The following is a 17,358-nucleotide window of genomic DNA, read 5'->3' as shown; positions in this document are numbered from 1 at the left end:
CCCCTTACTGTACTGATACTAAACTAGATTCAACTGTTTCAAATAATGGTAAAAACTCAGGGAAAATTGTACCATCTACTGTAATACGTTCTTTTCGTCCGAAAGTATCGTAATAGATACATTGACCCATTGTTTGATTTTCTAACCACGCTCTTGATAATTCATCATTTTCAACTCGTAAATGTTCCAGTATTGCTTCTGTTTCTGTATGTTCAGGAAAAGCAAAGACTGTACCAAATCCAGTTGTATCATCACTTGTTTTCAAGTCTTTTACAGATTGAGTCACCAATACCAAGAAATTGTTAAAGGAACGTCCTGTACGTTTGATACGGTTAACTACTTGTCGTCCAGCAGGAGTTGACATAATCTGCCATGCTTCATCAAGGAATAACATTGTTTCCTTATCTTTCTCACGTTCACCAAAAATCGCACAGAAATAAGTTAAAGCATACATAACGGTCAAACTTCTCAACTGAGTTTCAGTCATTTCAGCTTTATTTGTACCTTTAGGCATATCAAGACCCGTAATTTCAACAATAATCACTTTATCATCTGTTTTCAAAACTTCTTGACTACCATCAGAGAAGCACAAAGATAGCAGTGAATTCTTTGAAATTCTCTTCAGGAAATAGCCAGCAGTAGCAACTTCTTCTTTTGCATTGCTTTCCAATTCTGCAAATACCTGCAACATACCAACCTTTTCACCAGTATTTCTACGCTCAAATACCTTATCAATCGCATCTAACAGATAGGGTTGAATCTTGATATAAGAATCTTTATCCAATACAGAAGCTACAAGTACTGTTGCTAATTCTGTCAACTCTCCTTCGTCTTCTAAAAATGAGAATGGATCAAGAACCCCTCTATTTTCCTCTTTTCGCATATCCAAAGTGATAAAACGAATAGAGTGTATAAATTTTTGAAGTGGTTTATAAGTACCAGCTTTTTCTAACTTAGCTAAAACTGACAAAAACTGTTTCTTCATTTCAGCTTTGGGATCGACATATAATACTCTAGCCTTAAATAGAGCATGAAAAACAAATAATAACTTTGTCAAGAAAGATTTTCCATTCCCAGTCGCACCAGTAATAGCTGTATGAGGATTGCTTGTCTCCTTTCCATGAATACCAATTTTATTCGCTTGTAGCAAGTTCGTAAACACAATATTGGTACTTGAATCCAAAGCACGTTTAAAATCTCCAAACCATGAAGCAATTTCTTTATCAATTCGAGCAATAGGAAAGCCAATATCTGTACCTACTTTTTTCTTTGTAAAGAAAAGATTCTCACATAATCCACGCAGACTTGAATATTGTAAATAACTTTCTCTTTTATTATCAATCAACTCTGTCAAACGACACTTATAGAATAAATAAACTTGATCTGCAACAGCCTTGACAATTTCAACTTCCATATCTTTCAATCTTGAAGCTAATACATCATACTTCACATTCAATTCTTCAATACTGTCACCAGTAATCTGTAACAAGTGAAGATACGTTACCATCAATTCCTTATTATCATGCTTCTCTTGAAAATCTTCTAACAACTCATGACTTTCCAAAACTTCAATCTTTTGAACATCATCATTCTCAGCAGTTTCATTTACTGTATTCCCAAGATTTTTACGTTTATTTCTTGCTTTTGTGCTCAAAGAATAGATTCCACTTCTTGTTGAAAAACGAACTTTCAACACACTATTGACAGGAAAACCAATATTCTTAATTTCCTCTAGTAAATGTAGATAAGAAACGTTTTTGGGATAAGCATATACAGGAATCGTTGCAACATAACTTTCTTCTTCACCATTGATCAGCTTCAAAGCATTTCCAGCACCAACTTCAATAATTGTTTCGTCCACATTCTCAATCGAATTTTCAAGCGCAACAATTTCACTTTCCTTATCATAGTATTGACCATTCAAAAAATGAATTCGATTCAATAGCTCTAAATCAGTTTTTTCAACTTCCTTAATAGTTAAAGCGTGTAACTTTGTTTGAATTAATTCTTTCTGTTTTTCCCAATCCTTCCACCATTCAACTTTCGGCAACTCCTCAAAGCCAATCATTTTCATAATTGTTCTTCGGAAAGTCATAATTGTCTGCTTAATCGTCACCTTAAAATCAGACGACACGTTGACCGACTTTAAAGGTACAACTAAATAATCTCTTGATTCTGTTAAATATGTAACTTCTTCCTCTAGCCTTTCTTCTAGTTTTGAAATCACATAATTTCCTAACGGACTTGTACCAACATCTTGTTCAATATCCTGAGATAGTAAAGCTATCTTCTTTGCTAAATCTAAATCAAAGTTAATAGTATGAATCGCAAGATCATTGTATTCAGCAACACTAGACAAATTATTAAATACTAGGTCTTTGCTGTCCTCTTTCTCACCATCTTCAATCGTATTGATGACTTGTGGCTCTACTTCAAATACAGCCAGCACACTTCCATCTTTTAAGAGAATCAAGCTATCATCTATCGCCCAGATGTTATTCGTTAATTCCACGATAAATTCTTCTCACTTTCTCATATTTTTTTCCTTTACATAGATACATTGTTGTCCGTTCTCTATCATACTCAACCCAAAACTTGAAATAGTCTACTAGAAATCGAAACAATGTTTTTCCATCAATCTTATTCTCAGATAATATGTTTCCACACCACCAACCAGCAAACAATGAAGTTACAAAACGAAAACCCCAATCCAATAAGGGTACATACCCTAGTAAGAACCATACTAAAACAAAACTTACTAGAGTATAGACTATAGTCGACATTTTTATCGCAAATGGTAAACTGAAATCCTCATTTATTTTATGTACCCAAATAGGTTGTTTAAAAGCAGTAGTATAAACATAGAGTTTTTTATCTTCCCTCCTCATAACATTTTCCTACTTGAATAATTCAAGGGCTTTAGACCAAATAGGCTTCGTAGCATTTAATACTGTCTCAGGATTTTCAAAAAAGAAAAGAATGAATCCTGCAACCAAAACAATCACAACAAGTTTTCCTAACTGCTGCTCCTTCCATGCTTTAAGAGCCTTCATACCAGCAAAAAATGCGACTGCTGGAACACCAAGTTTTGATACTAAAAATTGAAACAATGCCATTTATTCTATTCTCCTTTTTCTTCCTTTTTATTAAAATCAGATGGAATTATGTGTTCCATCTTTTCTACAAAATAACTATCTTTATCTTGTCGTAACTCAAAACTAAAATTTTCGCTATGAGTTGTCCCAGCAACATCAAGAGTGATTTGAGCATAAGCAAGTATTTTCCCATCTTTTTCCTTGAAATAGGTATAATCCAAACTCTTGAATGTTGCTCCACCAATAGACTTAATTCCACTAGAAATCAAATCTAAGTTTGCTTGACTAGTCGTATAATTTTTAAAGAACAATTCCATGAAAGATACCAACTTTTTACGTTTTCCTTCTTCCATTTCATCATTCGCAACTAGAGATACATGATTCTCTTTTTCTACCCCATCAGCTTTAAAATCACTTACAGGAGAAAACCAAGACAATCCAGATACATAATACTTACCATTTTTTTCACCGTAAGGAATCGAAAATTCAATCCCTACTCGCTGGCTTTTATCTCCATTTTTTGTATCATAGATCACACGGTAAACAGCAATTCCATCTTTAGCACTTAACATTCGAGCACTAACAAGATTCATTTCCTGTTTTGTCTGACCTTGATTTTTTACATCAGGAACACTTCCATAATAGTCATTCAGTTTGGAGATATTTTCATCAGATGATCCAGCTTGTGAATCATAAGTAAAATATCTACTCACATAGCCATCTAAAAACTGTTCCAAAGTTCGATCTGTTTCTTTTCTTGCTTCGACAACAGGAGATTCAGAAAGTCTTGCTTTCATTTTTGCAGTAGTCGATAAAGAAACAAACATAGAAAAAGCTCCGAATAAGACAAAAAAAGATAAGCCAGCTAAAAAAATCAAATTCGATTTTTTCTGGCTTATTTTTTTAATCTTTAACTGTTTGTCTTTTCGTGGCTTCTTTAAAAACATATTCCTCATTAAAAAGAAACCTTTCTATAAAATCCATTAGGAGTATTCAAAACTTCTCCTTGGTTAATAAATCCTTGAAATACTGTCACCCAATTCCCACACTTAAAAAAATAATCAATAACCGATTTATAATCTAACTCTTTCGTCAATTCAAAAATTGTATCAACTTCATCTTTAGAACAAAATCTATAATAAGTCGTTGCAATTTTTGTCACAGGAATATAACGCTGTAATTGAAATTTGACAATGTATTCATCACCATCATATAATTCCAACACTGCTTTCTTCAGCAAGTAAACCTCATCTAAAGACATAATCTTATCTACTTCCCAATCAGAAATCCCACAAATAAAAAAATTATCTTTTTCAATTCCTCTATCTTTCATTCTTTCTAGGATTTGATCTCGACTGTACTTCATAATATCCAATTCACAAAGAAATTCAAAATTACCTTCGTTCAGAACCCTTATATTCGCTATCATCTTGATACAAAGTAACCTTTATCAACAAAGCTACCACCTTCTGAAAGGCGAACATCACGTCCATACTTTTCATAGTCTAAATAGAGTTCTAATTGTTCCCTTGACAATTCAACACCCATATCATCTACAAGATATTCACCCAGTTCTCGATCAGTTGTAATATCAGGATAAAACCAGCAATCATCAAATTCAGCATTTAATAAATCCTTTGGATCAGAGCTATTTGATTCAATGAATGATAAAATAATATCTTCATCTACATTTTCCAACTTTTCAGCAAGTTCATTTGCTAAATCCAAATTCAATCGTTCACAATCCAAATCAGGCAATCCCTCAATCGAATCAAATGTAACCTCAATCTCTTGACCTTCATAGCCAAAGCGTTCAGCAAGTTCTTCAATAGAAATCGGAAGCAAAACTCGTATAGCAATTCCTTTATAATCAACTAAAACCATTAAATCCATTTTTATTTCCCTCCTTTACTTTCTACTGCAACAAAAACCAACTATCGCCCTCATGACCTAAATAGGTATATGATTCACTCAAACGATTGATGATTTCTTCTTTATGTTCTTCTACATAAGCAAATAATCGCTCTTCATTGACTAACTGCTCATATTCTTCATGGTTTATAATTTTAGCAAAATCAATCAATGATTCCTTCGTATCAACTTCTGTAAATGAATTGATTGCTACATTATCAGGATTACAACCTTCAAATTCTTTAAACTCCACACCATCAAAACATTCATCTAACTTAGCAATAACTTTCTCAGGTAAATCCAATAAGGTTTTCCCATGCACATAGTTTTTACATACATCAGAAAAATTATCGTAAACTACTTTAACACTCATTTAACTCTCCTTCCAAAAAATAAAAAGGAAGCCATAATTGACCTCCTTCACAATTTTCATTAAATTGAAGCTGAACGCTCAAAACTACAACCAATCGCAAATGCTCGATTTGTAACTTTATTAAGTTCCTTATTCATCGCATAATAACTAGACAGGTCTTTCTTGATACATTCAATAACTTGATACGGTAGTTGCAATTCTTCTTCATTTTTAAGAAGTGCACTCAATTCACCAGCCATAGTCCATGCTTGCTTAAATTCTTGATCCTTCAGTTTTTTTGCAAGTTCATTCGACAAATCAATAATTTGTTTATCTTTTCCAGCTAAAGCCATTTTTAATACCTCTTTCCTTTCATTTTTATCTTTTACATTTTCTAATTAGACAGGCTGGGGAACGTTTCTTAACTTTCATATTCACATCCACCCCTCTAAATGAAATCGTTGAATCAAATTCAAACATTCATTTTCCATTTCTTCTTTGCTCCTTCTCAACAATCCAAACCATAATAGTTTTCGTTTTACATCAACTTGACTTGCCAAATATGATTCGTACTCAGTAATCAATCGTTTCAATTCAATCCAATCATTCCTTTTTTTAGTTTGATGATATTTCTGAGATTGAAATTCAATATAAGCTTGATACTCTCTTGCTAATTTACTATCTGTCAAACCATCATAAAAATTTCTTGCAGGAATCAAATATACAATTTTTTCAATGTCTTTATAGTCAATCATTCTGCCCTCCCTAACTGATTTTGAAGAAACTCTAATTCTTTTCGCTGTCTAGGTGTAAGTTCTCCTGAATCCATTATCTTTTTCATATTCTCTTGCATGAACATTCGATCAATCTCAGACACAAATAATAATGAATTAGAAACCCTTTCTACCAACCATCTAATCGTCCTTTCCACTGAATAAGGTTCAGGGATAACTGTTAGTCTGACTGCTTCATGATTTCCGAAAAGTTGTTGCCACTTGCTATCATACTTTCTAAAACCATGTTCATCAGTACCATCATAGATTTGTATCGCTCCTTGAAAAATTGACCTCGTTAATTCTGCAATCTCACTACCAGCTAAGACTTCTGAAACGAATGCCCTAGCTTTTCCTTGCGAAAAACGAACTTCATAGCGATTCCATATCCTAAACAGTCTGACACTAGCTGATACGCTAATTCCTTCTTTCTTTGCTATCTCGTATCTCTTTTCATAAAAGTTAAAATACATTTCAGATTGACGACTACCAAGATAGATTGATAAGCCTTGCCTATTTTCTGATTCAAATGGATTTTCAAAATCAAATCCTCCACCACCGACAAATGAAAAGCTCTTCAAATAAGGTGATACAATCTCTTGTTGATAGTATCTAGTCACTAGTGTTGACAAATCAAAATTCTCCTTCGTATCCTCCATTGCCATTTCATCAACTGCAACATCTATTCGAGTTACACTAAAATCGCCTCCATAACACTTCTGAAACCTTTTTATAAAGTCAGGCCACGTTAGGTTACTATTTTCAAGATACATTTCTAATTGACGACAGCCTTGACCACTTAATTGAACCGTAATCCTATTTTTATCCTCTCCATTTTCACTAAAGCAAGAATTAAAGCCGAAAAACCAAATATCACCATAACGATACAACAGTTCATATTTCATAAATGAAGTTGTTTCAGGTCGAAGCATAACATCAAATCCAAAAAATTCTTTTGCCACAAAGTATACATCTGTTTCATTGTGAAGTGTAAATCTGAAATAGTCAATCATGTATCTTGTTAGATTAGTATCACCGTTTTTAAAATTGAACTGATTTTTTATTTCTATGAAATCTTCCTTTTTCAATGTTCTATACCCATTTTCATAGGCTTTTAGGGTAGAAACAGGGATACCAGTCTTTAATGACAACTCTTTTCTTGTCATATTTCGTTCTTTTCTAAATTTTTTTAAGTTTTTTCCTTCCATTTCTCCTTCAAAACTCCATTTTTTACCAAAAGGGACACAAAAAATCACTAAAGGGACACATCTTTATCCCTTATCGCCGTAAGCGTAAAGTGCATTTTGTAACTTTTGTTACCCACCTATTAGAATAGGTGGGTTAATTAGTATAGTCCAGCCCTCTAGTGAGCGCTAGTGAGCGCAGGCGCTCGTTGCTTCGCTTCCTCGCTTCTGCTACTAGCTACTAAAGAGCTGGACTACACCAACTACATATAAACAAAGAAAAGGGGGATATCCCCTCTTCTCATAGTTCGTATTCATCAAATGGAAAATCTTCCAAAATATCAGACCATTTTTGAGTTCTTGTCTTTTTCAACTCAAACAAATCTCTAACCAAAAGAACCTGAGCCTGATTCATCACAATTATTCCATCTTCCCTCATAATCGTAATTTTTCCTAGTTCTTCTAACTTCTTCAGTAAATTTTGAACAGAGGAGAAACTAACCCCAATATCCATAGATACATCACTTGCTTTAGCAAGACCCTTTTCATCTTTCTTTATTTCTTTCTTACTAGCCATCAACTCTTGCACCATTTCAGAATTAGCTTTTTTAACTTGCCCTTTTTGCAATTCTTCTTTAGCTTGCATTTCTTCCTGTAATACTTGTTTTTCTTCTTCAGATAATCCAACACTAGGATTCTCTAAAGGATTGAAGGGATTTTCTCGTCTATCTATCTTTTCATATTCATCATAAAATGATAATTTTCTTTCAAGTAACGGTGAATAAAATTCCCTCGCTACTTCTCCATAAACACAAGCATAACCACGACCATAAACACGCTTACCAGCAAGATATTTCACATACTTAAATTCCTTGTTCCTATTGACTTCCCCAAAGGATAGGTCATAACCTACCTCGTCCAATCGACCAACAGAAATACGGAAGTTAATATTCGCTTGTAGTTTAGAGCCTAAGTCTTCTCTCGAAGGTTTCTGCATCGCTATTACTCCAAAACAACCAGCTTGCCTTCCTAAAAGTAAGAATTGCCCCATAGCATTGTCTAAACGCTGTCTTGTTTGAAAATCAAGCATAGCACACAAGGCATTATATTCATCACAAACTAAGAAATAAGGCTCTAAGCCATACTCATAGAACTTCTTCAAATCCTTATCACCATGTTCTGCACGTTCCTTGCGCATATAAGAATAACGAGCAAACATAATTTCTACTGCTCTTTCAACCATAGAAACTATATCTTCTGCTTCATAAAAAATACGACTTTCAAAAGCTCTTTGTTCTGCCATAGTCACAAAGTCAGCTTGTTTTGGATCACCTATATCCACTACACCAACTTTAGCCATTGCACGAATCAAAGTTCTCAATAATACTGTTTTACCACCACCAGTACCACCAACAACCAACAAATGAGGATCATCAATAGGATTCCAATAAAGATTCTTCATCAATTGAATACCTTTATCCGAATAGTTGACATCAGTAACCTTAATCCGATTCAAAAACGCAGAATAGGCAAGTTTATAAGTCTTAAACTTAATATCGTCCTGAACTTCCATAAAGTCCATGAAAAAGGTTGTTTCAAGTTCACTAGCAATCTTTTTAAACTTTTCCTGAAACTTATTTCCAGCCATTTTAAAGGCTACATCTAAATCATAACGATTCTGTTTCAAGTAAACAACAGGGAAGACAACTTTATCAATCGTACCTGAATCTCTTTTCACCTTTTTTGTATAAGAATATCCATTTTCTTTCAAAAAGAAAGCCAGTTTAGATAGTCTTTCCAACTTTTGAAATAGGAATATTCTTTCTTGTGAAAACCATGTTAAATAGATACTTAAAACAACAAATACAATCAACAGGATCACAGAGATAACAATTGATGATATATCCAAATTCTTGATTTTTTCAAAATTTTGATACACATAGAATCCAAGTACAGGACTAAATATCAAAAAGAAAAAAGAAAAGATAAAGTATCTAAGATTCACCATATAAGGCTTAATCTTAATTCCCCTATACGCAGGAAATAAACCCATATCTTTTCTCCTTTAGCAATTATCCTTTATGTTCTTGTTTCTGTTCGTGCTTTTGATCCTGTTTAGGTTTGGCAGCAGTTTTTTTTAGCTTATCAACTACAAATACGAATCGGTGCTTATTAGGCTCAACTTGATTTCGATCAGCCTTACGCATACCATGATATGCGATCAACAACGTATCAAAATCAATAGTTTCTTGATATCCAAGATTCAAAGCATCAATTTCTTCTTCTGATTGTTCAGTTACTTTCAAGAATACAGTGTCTTCTTGTCCTTCTGAATATACTAAAACTTCAACACCATCATAATCACCTTCTCCTGTTTCGAGATCAATATTTAAAAACTGTGCCCCTTCATTCTTAATAAATTTACAATTCCCCAAAACTTCCTTTGAATTTAACAACAAGTCATTCAAAATACGATATTTTTTTGAAAAAATTTCTACACGCTTTCCAAGTTCTAGTCCGTTTTTAGCCATTATTTATTACCTCCTACACGTTTAAGTCCTTTAGCAAATACATTTGTTGAAGCAGAGAAATTCGATCCTTCAACATAATCTTCTAGGAAAATTGGATCAATAGGTTCAACTTCCTCATTTACTTGATATGTAGCCATATCTTTTGGAGTGATAATTGAGAACATACCGTGCTTCCCATTCATCACAATATGTCGAGTCCCCTCAAAAGGCTTACCTTCAATAATTGCTGGTGCTTTTTCAGAGCGTACATAGTTAGCTTTCCCAATAGCTTCAGGATTGAATTTAAAGTTTTCAATTTTCATTTCTTATTTTCCTTTTCTATTTACATTTTTAAACAAAATAAAAGGACGATAATCCTGTTCTATTATCGCCCAACAACACAATCTTCACTAATCTTTTTTACGTTTAAGACCAGCTAGACCAAGAACAGATAAAATAGCAGTACCTATCAATCCAAGAGAACTTGCATCAGTACCTGTATTTGGCAACTCTTTAAATTCTACAGATTGTTCTTGTTTAACAGATTCAACTGCCTTGGAAGGTTCAACTGTTTTAGATGGCTCAGTCGGTTTAACTGGATTAGGTAATTTAGGTAATTCAGGAGAATTAGGAACTTCAGGAGTATGAGTCACTACTTTAGCTTCCATCTCTTGACCATTGACAATATTGACAAATGTGTTTTCAACTTTCCCACTTGCGATACGCTCAACTTCGATATAGAAATCAGCATCGAACGTACCTTGTACTCCTAGAGAGTTTAGGAACTCTTTATCAATAGTGTAAGCCCACTTACCGTCTTGTTCATTCCATGTTACTTTAACAATCTTCTTGATAAAGTCAGAGTTTGTACTTTGATCAAATTCAAATTTAAAAGCATAAGCAGAACCTTTCACGATCTGATCTCCTGCCTTAACCACTTTACCGTCAGCCAAGACGACATCATAAGGAAGAACTAAGTCTTTTTCAGCAAGGTATTCTGAACCACGAATGATTCCTGACCAATTGCCAGTATAACGATCATGTCTAACATCTAACTTATCAATGCCATCATACTGATAAAGAGTATCATGTTTTGCTGGAACAGTTACACCGTACAAAAGATAGCGTAGATATTCCCCAATTTGAATTTCTTGACCGTCCCGAACTTTAGAATTATCTTTGTGATCCAAAGCATGTTTTTCAGGTTTCAAGTTAGGAACTTGAACAGTTACCAAGTTAGAAACATAGCCATTTCCAAAGTCAATTTGGTGGAAATCGTTCTTCACAATTTGACCTTTTTCTACAAACAAATGAGCAGGAAGATCAATCGTGATATTCTTAGCCTGTCTTACATAATTCTTATAGAATGAAGCCGAGTCTTTCGCTACAAACATATAGAACTCACCTTTTGGATTCAAGCCTGCCTCTTTCAAAATGTTTTGAATTTCCTGTGTACATTCTTTTTCGGAAAGAACATGATACATATTAAATAAAGCCTTTACATCTTTTCCAGTAGAATCCTTCATTGTGATTTTGTTATCATCTACCATGTAAGCACCATCTTGTACATCATCTACCATTGCCCAAGTCTTACCATGAGTTTTAGAATCAGCAGTAAATGTTGAATATGGTTTGTAATCCGTTGTCAAACTGAATTTCACATTTTTATCAAATGTATTTGCGCTATCAATATTGTTTCCAAAGTTATCAGTAATAGCCTTCACAGGTTTTGGAGTTGAAGGGTTTACACGCAAGCGTCTATATTTAATTTTTACAGTTGGGGCATCAGGTTTATTCGGTAAATCTTTTGGTTTTCTCAAAACAAGCTTTATTTCTTTAGTATCCTTTTTCTTCCACTCAGGTTCAACTGGTGGCTTAGAAAGGATAGTCACAGGCACTGTTGAACTTGCCTTACCAAAGATACCAACAGCCCACCCATCTTGATAGAAAATATCTTCATCTTTCAGATTACTTCCTGCCGAACCAAGCTGTCTTTTAACTTCGGCTCGTTTGGATTCAATTTCTTCTTCTCCACGCACACCTACTCCATTGTGATAAGCAAAATTCAACTTAGAACCATATCCAACAGAAAGAAGCGAACCTAGAGGAATATCTGATTCATCCCCTACGTTAGCATATCCAAGATCACCTGCTTTTACTCCCAATTCAGGGACATCATGAGTCCATGGGGTTTTATATTCGCCTTTATAATATTCCTTATTATCACGGTTTACTTTCTTAACTTCTGAACCATTTGGATTTAAAACAATTCCTTCTGAACCATCTTGATAGGTAAAGCGTAATTCTTGTCCATAATCAATATCATTAAAAGTAGCAGCGATAGCCATCCCAACTTCTTTTCCTGACTTTTCATCAAAAAAGTCAATTTTGGTGTCAAATTGAACTAGATTCCCAAACAAGAAATTGATTGAACCACTACCATTGTCTTTTCTAATAAAGATCTTTGTAGCACTTAATGGCTTGCCATCCTTAACCCACTCAGCTTCCACACTATTGAAAGTAAATCGAGCAGATATTTTCTGACCTTCTTTACTTTCAGCAACATTATGGAGCGTGAATGAATCACCTACTTTTGGATTCACAATTTCAGCAAAAACAGCATCATTTTTTGAGAGCAAGTCTGTACGCCTTCCACTAATAGTCGTATCTGAATGTAGTCCAATATAATCTTTAACAGCAGTTAAATCTTCTACTCCTTCAAATGAAACAGTTAGGCTTCTGTAATAACCCACACTGCCACGTTTGCTTTCATCATAATTGCCATAAACTTTAATATGAGTATTTTCAGTCTTCAATCCTTTCTTAGCAAGTTCTTCTTTTTGCTTGTTGTAAGCAGTCAGTTCCTTGTTGTAGTTTTCTAGTTTCTTGTCATACTGCTCTTTTAGTTCAGTATTTTCCTTGTCAACCTTCTTATTATAATCTTCTTTAGCTTTCAGGCTATCTTTGTAGTCATCTTTTTTCTTTGCATTATCACGTTCGATACTCTTGTTTTCAGCTAAAACTGCTCGACGTTCAGCTTCGTTATTTGTTTTAGCTTTCTTATATTCGTCCGTTTTCTGTTTGACTTCTGATTCATGTTTTGCATAATCAGCTTCAATTTCTTTTTGCTTACTTACGACTGTTTCGCTTGTTGCAACTCCTTCATCCTGAACATCATCAATTTCAACATTTACCCCAGCTTCTTTAGCTTCAGTCATAGCTTTATCAAGCGATTCATGAGAAATTGCAACTTCAAATTCTGCTTTCTTTTCTACAGCTACAGGGGTATTCACATTTACCTCATCAGCAGTTACAGTTGAAGAGAGAGCCATTCCCAACATTGCAAGTGCAAGGATAACTCCACATGCACCACCAGATTTCATCTTACGAATAGAACCGTAAGCCTTAAATTCTTGATTTTTCAACATTTATTATTAATTCTCCTTTTATTGATATTTTTATTTTTTAATCTCGTCACTTTCAAGAAGGGGAACGAGATCGCTTAGCTACTACAATCATTTTTTCTCCTTTTCTACAAATAAAAAAGCCAGTTACCCAACTGACTTTAAAAATAATAATTCATTTTTGTATGCTATCTTTTGAAATATCTATTCATTGATTGTTAAAAACTATATAATCTTGCACATAAATTTTGAAGAACTCTTTATCACCTCATTTCCTATTGTTAATTCACATAAAAGAATACAAGTATATTCTCTTGTGAAAACTAACAATAAAGCTTATTGTTAATTTTCTAATCAGTAAAGATTTTTCTCTAATGTCTTTACTGATTCCTGATTATTTATATGCTCATATCTTCGCATATTTTCAGCTTCTAAGCCTACTACCTTCGCCAAAGTCACGAATTTAAGAATAACTCAATATCCCCTCTTTCTTACCTAAAGGCATTAGCAAAAGTTAATTACTCAACTCTCACATACCGACCATACGACATATAGACTTCACTATCTCTCTCTAGCTACCTTCTACGAAGTATCATTGACTGTTTTCAGCCGTCAGTTCCCTTTACTTATCTACTAAGGCGAAAGGACGAAATACCCAACGTGATCTTAATAAAAGCTTAGTAGATATAAAAACTAGAACTACTAACAGACTTGACTTTTAACCATAAATCACTTATAATAAAGTTGCAACATCAATTATTCGTGTTTGGTCAGTGTAAATCATTGCCTGACACGTTTTTTTATTAAATTTTCAAAGGTCAATCATCACAGAAAAATGTAATCATTTGATTACATCGACTATTATATAATCAAATGATTACTTTGTCAAGACTTTTGTAAAATTATTTTATTATTTCTTATTACGGTACTTATTATGGAATTTAAAGATAGATTAAAAGAAATTCGACTGAACAATAAACTCACTCAAAAAGAGGTGGCAAACCACTTCCAAACTTCACCCCAAAGTTATGCCCAGTGGGAGAAAGGGCTAAGAAAACCATCAGCAGAAAATCTTCAAAAACTTGCAGATTTTTTCAACGTTTCAACTGACTACCTTTTAGGGAAAACTGATTTTCCTGAACCTGATTCGGATATTGATTTAGATACTGCTATTGATAATTCAGTCGCTTTCGATGGTACGCCTATCACAGATGACGACCGAGAAATCATCAAAAATTATCTGAAAGATTACTTCGCAAATAAAAAATAAGTATGAATCTAAATAAAGTTATAAAAGAGATTGAGCAATTAAACTGCCAAGTTGTCATTCTTGACAACTTATCCTGTAAGGGGAGATATGTACTTGCAAATAACAAACACTTTATTTTCCTTAGTTCCGATACAACAGATATTGAAAAAATAAATATACTTCTTCACGAAAAACACCATCTCATTAATGATGATTGTAACAACTCTTTATCTCAGATCGAGACTTTTAAAAATCATATTGAGTCTGATACTGAAAAAAGAAGAATCCTTGATTTTATGAGTCTAGTAAATAGTGAATACCCAATTGATGAAAGTTTTAATTATCAAAACTATATTTCAAATGCAGAAATTCCAGCAAAATATGAAAATTATGTTAAAGAAATAGCTAGACAATTTTACAATGATAACAAAAAAAATAACATTATCTGATGATAGTGTTATTTTTTGACTCTATAAAATTTGTAGAAATTTAATCCATCACATACTTTTCAAACACATATAAAAACGTCGTTGAATTTATTTGAAATTACAAAAGAAAGAATCACTGATTCTCTCTCGTTCTTAGCAATATATATACATTATAGTCTACTACGAATAATATTTTTTCTCACTTTATTATTCTAAAATTACAGTTGCAGATAGTTCATTATTGCAATAAATATCTAATTCATTTTCAGAATTACCACTAAACACACTACCACCTTTTTTTCTAAAGATAAACTTAACGAAATAAACTTCTAAATTGCCTTCATACTCTACATCAACTTCAAAATTAGAACCTGCTTCTATGTCTTCTATCTGAGCAGAATAATCATTTAGAAAATCTCTTGCAAAATAATTTAATTTAGGTTTTAAAAATTGTGGTACAGAATTGTAATAAATTACTTTTTTTAACTCCATTTGAGTTCTCCTTGATACAATAAACTTGCTTATTTAGATATTTTACTCAATTTTTTATTGGTTCTAAATTCAACCATATAATAATTTATCTCTTAAGTACTTAATTAGCTAAATAATTTTTTTACAATATAATGAGCTAATCTAAAGAGGAAATAAATAAAAAGGAGGATATAAAATAGATAATTTCCAATAATAAATATACCAACGATAATTACTAAAATAAACAAAAGAATAAATACTCCTATAAAAGCTATGCGTTTTAAAACTTTGAACACTTTACTTCCCAATGTAGGATTAGCCGTGAATTTAAGAAGCACTTTTTCGAAAAAAGTAATTTTATTATACTCAATTTCAGCACCTAAAAATAAGATTTCAAATATTGTTATTAACTTTTTTATTTTCTCCGTGGATATACTTATACCATTTGGAGTTTTAACGTCAATTAGACATGGAGTAGAATTTTTTGACCGTCTCTTAAAAACAAATGTATACTTCTGATTATTAAAAATAATTCCAGGAATTTCAATTCTATTTGTATTATTTTCTATATTATACACAAGTTTTTTCCCTATACTCGTAAAATTTTTAGGAAAAGTGATTTTAAACATCTCTTCTATCTTTATGATTCCAATATTTAATAAACAGATATTCTCATCAGTGAAAACGAAATCATTAGAGTTTAAATCTCCTATATTTTTGTTGTTTTTAGAGTAAGTTATCACATCTTCTATTATATGCTTCCCTTGCTTTTTTAAACTATATTTTTTTATAAAATGTCTATTATCAAGGAATAGAATAATAAAAAAGAATAAAATAGAAAATAAAATCAAAATAACCGATGCTAAAAAAAGAAATATTTGATTTAGTTTTTCCGGCTCACTTAAAATCTGACTTGGTTGTTTTAATAAATTATTAAAATTTTCTTTGCTAAAATATTCATGAATATTTTTAAAATTAGAAAGGAGTTTATCTAATTCTTGACCACCAAAAAAAGCAATAACGACTGCTATAGAATTCTTTAGATAAGATGTTTTATTTTCTGTTTTAATGTATTCTGCTAGAGTTTCTATATAAATTCCTTCTTGGTCAAATTCATATAATAGATTTCTATAAATTATTTTTAATTTTGGGTAGTATTCTAGGTCTTGAAACTTAAAAAAATATCCAGAATAATACTTGTTCATAATTTTTTCTATACTTCTAAAATTAGGATTTTTTAATTTTTCTCTATTTCTATTCCTTACATAGAAGAATAAAATTATTGTTACCATTATAGAGTTCATCAATAAAATGATTATATTTAAAGTATTATTAATGCTATCCATAATTTTACTCCTCCACTTCAAATTTAAGTAAACTATTGATTAAATTAACCGTTTGGATAGATACATTGATGATTCTCAATAGCAAATTAAAAATGTACTTTTCATCATCACTATAATCATTTGTATCATCTGTAATTCCAGATTTTTTATCAATTTTAACTTGATATTGATCCATTATCCATTCAATAGTGGATCTCCCATTTACAACATATTCATACGCTTTTTCAGGAATATTTCTAATCGTGATATCGCTGTTAAATATGATTGTTGATAGATCTCTTATCGTTTTTCCTTTTTTATCCTGCTTTTGGATGAATCTCATCTTGGTTACTTTTTAAAATAAAAACTTGTATGTAATCATAGCAGAGAAAAATTAGAATAACTGTTATTTCGTTACTATTATACCATACTTAAAAGGTGAATTTATAATAATCAAATAAAAAATATAGAATAAAATAGACCAGTCCTGATCTACTTTATTCTATATTCATTAACTAAAAAAGAAAATCTACCTTCTCAGTAGATTTTCTCTGTTTAAAATTTATTTCCAAGCACCACTGGCATCTACATAATAGCCATCTGGTGTGCGTGTATTGCTAAGCATATTACCAGATGAAGCCAGATAGTACCACTTA

19 protein-coding genes and 1 pseudogene are annotated in these 17,358 nt (G+C 32.3%); 2 read left to right on the top strand and 18 right to left on the bottom strand.

Annotated features, from left to right (window positions below):
* Nucleotides 1-4: 4 nt before the first annotated feature.
* The 14 genes from ADM33_RS07405 to ADM33_RS07340 form a co-directional block, all read right to left on the bottom strand.
* Entirely contained in the window at nucleotides 5-2,512 is a 2,508-nt protein-coding gene (locus tag ADM33_RS07405; protein WP_049504190.1) for an ATP-binding protein, read from the bottom strand.
* Nucleotides 2,496-2,888, bottom strand: a complete 393-nt coding sequence (locus ADM33_RS07400; RefSeq protein WP_049504189.1) for a TcpE family conjugal transfer membrane protein — start codon at nucleotides 2,886-2,888, stop codon at nucleotides 2,496-2,498. The genes ADM33_RS07405 and ADM33_RS07400 overlap by 17 nt, the downstream gene beginning before the upstream one ends.
* Before the next feature lie 9 nt (nucleotides 2,889-2,897).
* Entirely contained in the window at nucleotides 2,898-3,116 is a 219-nt protein-coding gene (locus tag ADM33_RS07395) for a TcpD family membrane protein (protein WP_049504187.1), read from the bottom strand.
* Nucleotides 3,117-3,121: 5 nt separating this feature from the next.
* Entirely contained in the window at nucleotides 3,122-4,042 is a 921-nt protein-coding gene (locus ADM33_RS07390) for a conjugal transfer protein (protein WP_414716792.1), read from the bottom strand.
* An 8-nt stretch (nucleotides 4,043-4,050) separates the two neighbouring features.
* Nucleotides 4,051-4,524, bottom strand: coding sequence for a hypothetical protein (locus tag ADM33_RS07385; RefSeq protein ID WP_000561368.1), 474 nt, complete (start codon nucleotides 4,522-4,524; stop codon nucleotides 4,051-4,053).
* Nucleotides 4,521-4,988, bottom strand: a complete 468-nt coding sequence (locus tag ADM33_RS07380) for an antirestriction protein ArdA (RefSeq protein ID WP_049504183.1) — start codon at nucleotides 4,986-4,988, stop codon at nucleotides 4,521-4,523. Before ADM33_RS07380 ends, ADM33_RS07385 begins: the two co-directional genes overlap by 4 nt.
* 22 nt (nucleotides 4,989-5,010) lie before the next feature.
* Entirely contained in the window at nucleotides 5,011-5,379 is a 369-nt protein-coding gene (locus ADM33_RS07375; RefSeq protein ID WP_049504181.1) for a hypothetical protein, read from the bottom strand.
* A gap of 59 nt (nucleotides 5,380-5,438) precedes the next feature.
* Nucleotides 5,439-5,711: a hypothetical protein gene (locus ADM33_RS07370; protein ID WP_001152051.1), complete on the bottom strand. Its 273-nt coding sequence runs from the start codon at nucleotides 5,709-5,711 to the stop codon at nucleotides 5,439-5,441.
* Between the two features lie 81 nt (nucleotides 5,712-5,792).
* On the bottom strand, nucleotides 5,793-6,113 hold the full coding sequence (locus tag ADM33_RS07365; protein WP_000568326.1) for a hypothetical protein: 321 nt from the start codon (nucleotides 6,111-6,113) through the stop codon (nucleotides 5,793-5,795).
* Nucleotides 6,110-7,339 (bottom strand): replication initiation factor domain-containing protein, encoded by a 1,230-nt coding sequence (locus ADM33_RS07360; RefSeq protein WP_049504180.1) that lies wholly within the window; start codon nucleotides 7,337-7,339, stop codon nucleotides 6,110-6,112. Before ADM33_RS07360 ends, ADM33_RS07365 begins: the two co-directional genes overlap by 4 nt.
* A gap of 277 nt (nucleotides 7,340-7,616) precedes the next feature.
* Nucleotides 7,617-9,368, bottom strand: coding sequence for an FtsK/SpoIIIE domain-containing protein (locus ADM33_RS07355; RefSeq protein WP_049504178.1), 1,752 nt, complete (start codon nucleotides 9,366-9,368; stop codon nucleotides 7,617-7,619).
* A gap of 19 nt (nucleotides 9,369-9,387) precedes the next feature.
* Complete coding sequence (locus ADM33_RS07350) at nucleotides 9,388-9,846, bottom strand: hypothetical protein (RefSeq protein WP_049504176.1); 459 nt, start codon at nucleotides 9,844-9,846, stop codon at nucleotides 9,388-9,390.
* Nucleotides 9,846-10,148, bottom strand: a complete 303-nt coding sequence (locus tag ADM33_RS07345) for a hypothetical protein (protein ID WP_049504174.1) — start codon at nucleotides 10,146-10,148, stop codon at nucleotides 9,846-9,848. The genes ADM33_RS07350 and ADM33_RS07345 overlap by 1 nt, the downstream gene beginning before the upstream one ends.
* Nucleotides 10,149-10,235: 87 nt before the next feature.
* On the bottom strand, nucleotides 10,236-13,253 hold the full coding sequence (locus tag ADM33_RS07340) for an SspB-related isopeptide-forming adhesin (RefSeq protein WP_049504173.1): 3,018 nt from the start codon (nucleotides 13,251-13,253) through the stop codon (nucleotides 10,236-10,238).
* A gap of 910 nt (nucleotides 13,254-14,163) precedes the next feature.
* On the opposite strand from ADM33_RS07340, the gene ADM33_RS07335 reads away from it, so the two are divergent.
* Both ADM33_RS07335 and ADM33_RS07330 read left to right on the top strand, forming a co-directional pair.
* A complete protein-coding gene (locus ADM33_RS07335) occupies nucleotides 14,164-14,499 on the top strand; it encodes a helix-turn-helix domain-containing protein (protein WP_049504171.1) in 336 nt (111 codons plus the stop codon).
* 2 nt (nucleotides 14,500-14,501) lie between these two features.
* A complete protein-coding gene (locus ADM33_RS07330; RefSeq protein ID WP_049504169.1) occupies nucleotides 14,502-14,927 on the top strand; it encodes an ImmA/IrrE family metallo-endopeptidase in 426 nt (141 codons plus the stop codon).
* Between the two features lie 186 nt (nucleotides 14,928-15,113).
* Here the strand turns inward: ADM33_RS07330 and ADM33_RS07325 are convergent, their stop codons facing one another.
* The 4 genes and pseudogenes from ADM33_RS07325 to ADM33_RS07310 all read right to left on the bottom strand — a co-directional run.
* Nucleotides 15,114-15,398 (bottom strand): hypothetical protein, encoded by a 285-nt coding sequence (locus ADM33_RS07325; protein WP_049504167.1) that lies wholly within the window; start codon nucleotides 15,396-15,398, stop codon nucleotides 15,114-15,116.
* Between the two features lie 104 nt (nucleotides 15,399-15,502).
* Entirely contained in the window at nucleotides 15,503-16,723 is a 1,221-nt protein-coding gene (locus tag ADM33_RS07320; RefSeq protein ID WP_049504165.1) for a hypothetical protein, read from the bottom strand.
* Between the two features lie 4 nt (nucleotides 16,724-16,727).
* Nucleotides 16,728-17,057 (bottom strand): annotated as a pseudogene (locus tag ADM33_RS07315) (type ISP restriction/modification enzyme); the annotation flags it as partial.
* A 207-nt stretch (nucleotides 17,058-17,264) separates the two neighbouring features.
* Nucleotides 17,265-17,358 (bottom strand): choline-binding protein A (locus tag ADM33_RS07310; RefSeq protein WP_049504161.1); only part of this gene is annotated, 94 nt, incomplete at its 5' end.

The sequence above is a fragment of the Streptococcus oralis genome, from assembly GCF_001075875.1.
Taxonomy (GTDB): domain Bacteria; phylum Bacillota; class Bacilli; order Lactobacillales; family Streptococcaceae; genus Streptococcus; species Streptococcus oralis_I.
Note: the sequence above shows the minus strand (reverse complement) of the source record. Positions and strands in the feature narration are given on the sequence as shown.

Bases quoted from the DNA above. Each gene is read 5' to 3' on its own strand.
- ADM33_RS07400 (WP_049504189.1), bottom strand. From the start codon at position 2,888: ATGAGGAGGGAAGATAAAAAACTCTATGTTTATACTACTGCTTTTAAA.
- ADM33_RS07395 (WP_049504187.1), bottom strand. From the start codon at position 3,116: ATGGCATTGTTTCAATTTTTAGTATCAAAACTTGGTGTTCCAGCAGTC.
- ADM33_RS07390 (WP_414716792.1), bottom strand. From the start codon at position 4,042: ATGTTTTTAAAGAAGCCACGAAAAGACAAACAGTTAAAGATTAAAAAA.
- ADM33_RS07385 (WP_000561368.1), bottom strand. From the start codon at position 4,524: ATGATAGCGAATATAAGGGTTCTGAACGAAGGTAATTTTGAATTTCTT.
- ADM33_RS07380 (WP_049504183.1), bottom strand. From the start codon at position 4,988: ATGGATTTAATGGTTTTAGTTGATTATAAAGGAATTGCTATACGAGTT.
- ADM33_RS07375 (WP_049504181.1), bottom strand. From the start codon at position 5,379: ATGAGTGTTAAAGTAGTTTACGATAATTTTTCTGATGTATGTAAAAAC.
- ADM33_RS07370 (WP_001152051.1), bottom strand. From the start codon at position 5,711: ATGGCTTTAGCTGGAAAAGATAAACAAATTATTGATTTGTCGAATGAA.
- ADM33_RS07365 (WP_000568326.1), bottom strand. From the start codon at position 6,113: ATGATTGACTATAAAGACATTGAAAAAATTGTATATTTGATTCCTGCA.
- ADM33_RS07360 (WP_049504180.1), bottom strand. From the start codon at position 7,339: ATGGAAGGAAAAAACTTAAAAAAATTTAGAAAAGAACGAAATATGACA.
- ADM33_RS07355 (WP_049504178.1), bottom strand. From the start codon at position 9,368: ATGGGTTTATTTCCTGCGTATAGGGGAATTAAGATTAAGCCTTATATG.
- ADM33_RS07350 (WP_049504176.1), bottom strand. From the start codon at position 9,846: ATGGCTAAAAACGGACTAGAACTTGGAAAGCGTGTAGAAATTTTTTCA.
- ADM33_RS07345 (WP_049504174.1), bottom strand. From the start codon at position 10,148: ATGAAAATTGAAAACTTTAAATTCAATCCTGAAGCTATTGGGAAAGCT.
- ADM33_RS07340 (WP_049504173.1), bottom strand. From the start codon at position 13,253: ATGTTGAAAAATCAAGAATTTAAGGCTTACGGTTCTATTCGTAAGATG.
- ADM33_RS07335 (WP_049504171.1), top strand. From the start codon at position 14,164: ATGGAATTTAAAGATAGATTAAAAGAAATTCGACTGAACAATAAACTC.
- ADM33_RS07330 (WP_049504169.1), top strand. From the start codon at position 14,502: ATGAATCTAAATAAAGTTATAAAAGAGATTGAGCAATTAAACTGCCAA.
- ADM33_RS07325 (WP_049504167.1), bottom strand. From the start codon at position 15,398: ATGGAGTTAAAAAAAGTAATTTATTACAATTCTGTACCACAATTTTTA.
- ADM33_RS07320 (WP_049504165.1), bottom strand. From the start codon at position 16,723: ATGGATAGCATTAATAATACTTTAAATATAATCATTTTATTGATGAAC.